This is a genomic window from Brevundimonas sp., from assembly GCF_023259385.1.
GTDB lineage: Bacteria > Pseudomonadota > Alphaproteobacteria > Caulobacterales > Caulobacteraceae > Brevundimonas.
The window spans coordinates 1-4981 of the sequence record NZ_JAHFPF010000254.1 but is presented as its reverse complement, the minus strand read 5'-3'; the positions used below and the strand labels follow the sequence as shown (position 1 = coordinate 4981).

At 67.9% G+C, this 4981-nt stretch carries 7 protein-coding genes; 4 read left to right on the top strand and 3 right to left on the bottom strand.

Annotation, left to right across the window (positions count from 1 at the left end):
- The coding region (locus Q0C81_RS15935) for a Clp protease N-terminal domain-containing protein (RefSeq protein WP_291840146.1) at window positions 1–735 on the bottom strand (735 nt) is incomplete at its 3' end.
- A gap of 11 nt (window positions 736–746) precedes the next feature.
- Window positions 747–1079, bottom strand: coding sequence for an ATP-dependent Clp protease adapter ClpS (gene clpS / locus Q0C81_RS15930; protein WP_291840144.1), 333 nt, complete (start codon window positions 1077–1079; stop codon window positions 747–749).
- A gap of 429 nt (window positions 1080–1508) precedes the next feature.
- On the opposite strand from clpS, the gene Q0C81_RS15925 reads away from it, so the two are divergent.
- The 3 genes from Q0C81_RS15925 (at window position 1509) to Q0C81_RS15915 (ending at window position 3024) form a co-directional block, all read left to right on the top strand.
- Window positions 1509–1751 (top strand): hypothetical protein, encoded by a 243-nt coding sequence (locus Q0C81_RS15925; RefSeq protein ID WP_291840141.1) that lies wholly within the window; start codon window positions 1509–1511, stop codon window positions 1749–1751.
- A gap of 85 nt (window positions 1752–1836) precedes the next feature.
- The gene (locus Q0C81_RS15920; RefSeq protein WP_291840138.1) at window positions 1837–2331 is read left to right on the top strand and encodes a nuclear transport factor 2 family protein; all 495 of its coding nucleotides are present in this window, start codon (window positions 1837–1839) and stop codon (window positions 2329–2331) included.
- An 81-nt stretch (window positions 2332–2412) separates the two neighbouring features.
- Window positions 2413–3024 (top strand): GyrI-like domain-containing protein, encoded by a 612-nt coding sequence (locus tag Q0C81_RS15915; RefSeq protein ID WP_291840135.1) that lies wholly within the window; start codon window positions 2413–2415, stop codon window positions 3022–3024.
- 80 nt (window positions 3025–3104) lie between these two features.
- On the opposite strand, the gene Q0C81_RS15910 is transcribed toward Q0C81_RS15915, so the two are convergent.
- Complete coding sequence (locus Q0C81_RS15910; protein WP_291840132.1) at window positions 3105–3596, bottom strand: phasin family protein; 492 nt, start codon at window positions 3594–3596, stop codon at window positions 3105–3107.
- A gap of 316 nt (window positions 3597–3912) precedes the next feature.
- Between Q0C81_RS15910 and Q0C81_RS15905 the strand changes: the two genes are divergently transcribed.
- Window positions 3913–4981: D-alanyl-D-alanine carboxypeptidase family protein (locus Q0C81_RS15905; protein WP_291840129.1), on the top strand; the 1069-nt coding region annotated here is incomplete at its 3' end.

Genomic DNA, 4981 nt, shown 5'->3' with positions numbered 1-4981 from the left:
CACCTCGCCCTTGACGATCTTCAGCGCCAGACCTTCGGCGATGGCCGTCTTGCCGACGCCGGGTTCGCCGACGAGCAGCGGGTTGTTCTTGGTCCGGCGGCACAGGATCTGGATCGCCCGATCGACCTCGGCGTGGCGGCCGATCAGCGGGTCGATCTTGCCCTTGCGGGCCTTCTCGTTGAGATCGACGCAATAGGCCTCCAGCGCCTCTCCGCCGGTCTTGGCGGCGGCGGCGTCCTCGGCGTCCTCGGGGCTGGCGCCGCCGGTCTTGGCCGGACGGGTCTCGCCCGCGCCCGCCTTCTTGGCGATGCCGTGGGCGATGAAGTTGACCGCGTCGTACCGCGTCATGTCCTGCTCCTGCAGGAAGTAGGCGGCGTGGCTCTCGCGCTCGCTGAAGATGGCCACCAGCACGTTCGCGCCGGTGACTTCCTCGCGGCCCGAGGACTGGACATGGATCACCGCGCGCTGGATCACGCGCTGGAAGCCGGCGGTCGGCTTGGCGTCGTCGCCGTCCGAGGTCGCCAGCGCGGCCAGGTCGGTGTCGACATACAGGGTCAGGGCGGTCTTCAGCGCCGTCAGATCGACGTTGCAGGCCGTCATCACATTGGCCGCGTCGGGATCATCCACGAGGGCCAGCAGGAGATGCTCGAGCGTGGCGTATTCATGCCGGCGCTCGTTGGCGTAGTGCACCGCGCGGTGCAGGGTCTCTTCGAGAGGACGGGAAAACGAAGGCATGGAGGTTCCTCTCAGTCCTTTTCCATCGTGCATTGAAGCGGGTGCTGGTGGCGGCGGGCGGTCTCGATCACCTGGGCGACCTTGGTTTCGGCCACCTCATAGGTGAAGACACCGCAGACCCCGACGCCATGCTGGTGCACATGCAGCATGATGCGGGTCGCGTCCTCGCGGCTCTTCTGGAAGAACCGCTCCAGCACGTAGATAACGAACTCCATCGGCGTGTAGTCGTCGTTCAGGATCAGCACCCGATAGAGCGAGGGCTTCTGAAGTTTCGGCCTTGTTTCGGTGATCGTCGCGGAGCCGGAGCCCTCGCCCTGATCGCCGATCTTGCGTGACGGCGGCATTCGTTGTCCGGTTTTGGGGGAGTCGGAAGGACAGATAGGAAGTGTCCGCCGCTTTTGTAGATGCGGCAAGTCACAGCTTACGTGAGAGAGGCGCCGAACCGCTCACCTCTCCATTCGCGAAGGCGGATGGGGAGGACGGGTCGGCGCGTCAGCGGCGACCAGGAAGGGGCGGCGCGGACAGAGGGGATTGGCGGGCCGGCATCCAACGCCTGCGCCGCCCCCTCCTGATCGCTGGCGCGATCTGTCCTCCCCATCGCCTTGAACGGGCGATGGAGAGGTAGGCTGTGTGCGAATTTCAGTTTTTGGAGGCGCCTCATCGTCGCCTTCGCCCCTCGCGGAAGGTCCGGCGGCGGTCGGGATCGGGCGCGGCGGTCGGAACGACAGGCTCCGAACCTTTCTCCGGCGGTCCAGAAAAATCGAGTGCGAAGAGTGCGGATCGTCGCGCAACCGTCCGGCCTTCAGGCGGGCGGCGAAACGCAGGGCGCGCAGGGCTTTGGTGACGACGCGGCCCCAGTCGCGGGCGGCGCAGGGGCGACCCTGACGACGGGCTGCCGCCGCCTGGACCACGGCGAAACGATGGATCGCCGGCATGTCCGCAGAGCCGTCATCGAGGAGAAACTGGCTGATCATGCCCGGCAGGATGACACGGCCATGCGTCAGGATCGGACGTAGGGGCGAATGACCGAAGATTCACGGGACCTTGCGGCCCGTGCGCGCGATGCTCCCCCTCGGCCGGATGCGCCGTCGCGGAGGTTCCATGTCCCCACTCATCGCCCTGGCCATCACGGCCCTGCTGCAGACCCAGTCGGCGGAGATCCCGCAGGGCCCGGCCCTGACCGAGGCCGTGACGGCCAGCGACGCGGCCTTCTTCGAACTGTTCTTCGAGGGCTGCGATCCGGACCGGCTGGCAGCCATGGTGACCGACGATTTCGAGTTCTTCGACGACCGCGGCGGGCTGATGGTCACGACCGGCGCGGCCTTCGTGGACCAGTACCGCACCCGATGCGAGGCCCGGCGCGCGCCCGGCGGCTGGAGGACCCGCCGCGAGATCGTACCGGGCACGCTGCATATCTACCGGATGAACGCCTACGGCGCCGTCGAGACGGGCGAGCACCTGTTCTACGAGGCCCAGGGCGACAACGCCGAGGTGCTCGCCGGACGCGCCAAATTCAGCCAGATCTGGAAGCTGGAGGACGGCCGCTGGAAACTGGCCCGGGTGTTCAGCTACGACCACGGCCCAGCGTCGGAATAGGCGCGCGCCGCCTGCCCTGCTGACGTGAACGGGGCCGCGCCCGTGGGATAGTTTCGGCGAACCCGAACGCAGGAGCGGCGAATGGACAAACTCGACCTGAAGAAGGCCCGGAAGGACCTGTTCAGCGCCCCGCTCAATCGTTTCACGCTCATCGAGGCGCCTCCGGTCGCCTATCTCATGGTGGACGGCCACGGCGATCCGAATGCGGCGCCGGAGTACGGGCGCGCGGTCGAGAGCCTGTACGCGACGGCCTATGCGGCCAAGTTCATGTGCAAGGCCAAGGGGCGCGACTTCGTCGTGCCGCCGCTCGAGGGTCTCTGGTCCGCGCCGAACCCCGAAAGCTTCACGGCGCGGCGCAAGCATGAGTGGGACTGGACGATGATGATCATGGTCCCCGACGACCTGGATCAGCCGATGTTCGAGCAGGCCGTCGCCCGCAGCAGGGACAAGGGGATCGAGCTTGCCGCCACGCTGCGGCCCGAGACGCTGCGAGAGGGCCTCTGCCTCCAGGCCCTGCATGTCGGGAGCTACGATGATGAAGGCCCGCTGCTGGCCAGGCTGCACGACGAGATCATGCCCCAAGGCGGCTACGAGTTCGCCGGACGGCATCACGAGGTCTATCTCAGCGACCCGCGAAAGACCCCGGCGGCGAAGCTCAGGACGCTGCTGCGTCAGCCGGTGCGAAAGGCTTGAGGGTCGGCTCGAACGGACGCGAAAAAAGCCCCGGCGTTTCCACCGGGGCCTTCGGTACGCTTACTGAAAGCGAGGTCGCCTTAGCGGGCGGCCTGGAACTTTTCGACCGAGGCGGTGACGCGCTCGTTGATCGGCTTGAAGCTGTCCTTGACCGAGGCGGTCAGCACGTCCGTCGCCTTGGTGACTTCAGCCAGGTAGGCTTCGGTCGCCGTCTTGGCCCAGGCGGTCTGCAGCTCGAGCAGTTCCTGGATCGAACGGGCGGCGGTCAGCGACTGGGCGGCGGCGACGCCGTCTTCCCAGGACTTCTTGCCGTAGGCCAGCGAGGCGGCCGACAGGGTCTCGGCGCCCTTCTGGGCGGCGGTGGCCGAGGCGACGATGGCTTCGAGGTTCTTCTTGCCTTCGGCGTTCAGCTCGGCGAGGCCCGCGGCCGACTTGTCGGCGGCTTCGCGGAAGGCCTTGGCGCCGGCGGCCTGGATCTTCTCGGCTTGAGCCGTCGCGGTCTGGGCCGAAGCCTTGACGTTGGCGGTGGCGGTTTCGACGGTCTTCTTCACGGTTTCGGCGCTGTCGGCCATGGAAGTCTCTCCTGAACCTTGGGCGGCGGGGGCCGCTGATTATTTTTCTCGCGTCGGGGGAGCCGTCGCGACGAGGCTCATATGGTGCAACTGCGAAGAAGGGTCAAGGGAGATTGTGCACTGCACAAAACTTTCACGAACCGGCGTTCCCGCTACGGTTCACAAAGTTGTTGACGGCCTGTTTACCCTCATGAAACCCCCCGCGCCCATGTTAGCCTCATGTCAGCGTCACGCCGGGGGGCCGTCGTCGCGCTACACTAGTGAGGCTTGCCGCTTGCCGTTGACTGCATTGCTCCGCCGGGGATGGCTCTCGCTGATGCTGGTCGTCGCGATCGCGATGACGCCCGCCGCCACGCCCCTCGTCGCCCAATCCGCCGACAATGCGCGCTACGCCGCCATCGTGGTGGACGCCCAGTCGGGCGAGGTGCTGTTCGCGCGCCATGCCGACAGCCGCCGCTACCCGGCCTCCATCACCAAGGTGATGACCCTGTATCTGACGTTCGAGGCGCTGGCCGAGGGCCGGGTCAAGCCGGACGACGTCCTGACCGTGTCGCCCCACGCCGCCAGCCAGCCGCCGTCCAAGCTGGGCCTCGCCGCCGGCCAGACCATCACCCTGGACGACGCCATGAAGGCCACGGCGGTGCGCAGCGCCAACGACATGGCCGTGGCCATCGCCGAGCATATCGGCGGCTCGGAAGCCCGCTTCACCGCCCAGATGACCCTGAAGGCGCAGGAGCTGGGCATGACCCAGACGCGCTACGTCAACGCCAACGGCCTGCCCGACGCGCGCCAGCTGACCTCGGCCCGCGACCTGGCCATCCTGGCCCGCGCCATCATGCGCGACTATCCGCAGTACTATCGGTATTTCGGCCTGCACGACTGGGCCTACAACGGGCGCGACTACCGCAACACCAACGGCCTGCTCCATTCCGGCAACGGCTATGACGGCATGAAGACCGGCTACACCAACGCCTCGGGCTACAACCTGGCGGCCTCGTCGGTGCGCGACGGCCGCCGGCTGATCACCGTCGTCCTGGGCGGCCGCTCGACGGCCAGCCGCAACGCCCACGTCGCCGCCCTGATGGACACCGGCTTCGAGGTCGAGCGCGCCCGCTCGAACGGCCAGGTCATCCAGGTGGCCCAGACCTTCTTCGAACAGCGCGGCTTCGGCGTCGGGCCCGAGGCCACCGGCCCGGTCCAGTACGCCTCGGCCGGCGCGTCGGAGGACGGCGAGGACAGCGGGGTCGCCTACACCGCCCTGGCCGCCGCGCCGCCGCAGCCGACCCGCGTCACCCCCGCCCCGTCCGAGCGCACGCCGGAACGCGCGCCCGCCCCCATTCAGCGCGCCGAGGCCCGTCCGGTCGATGTGACCACCATCCTGAACG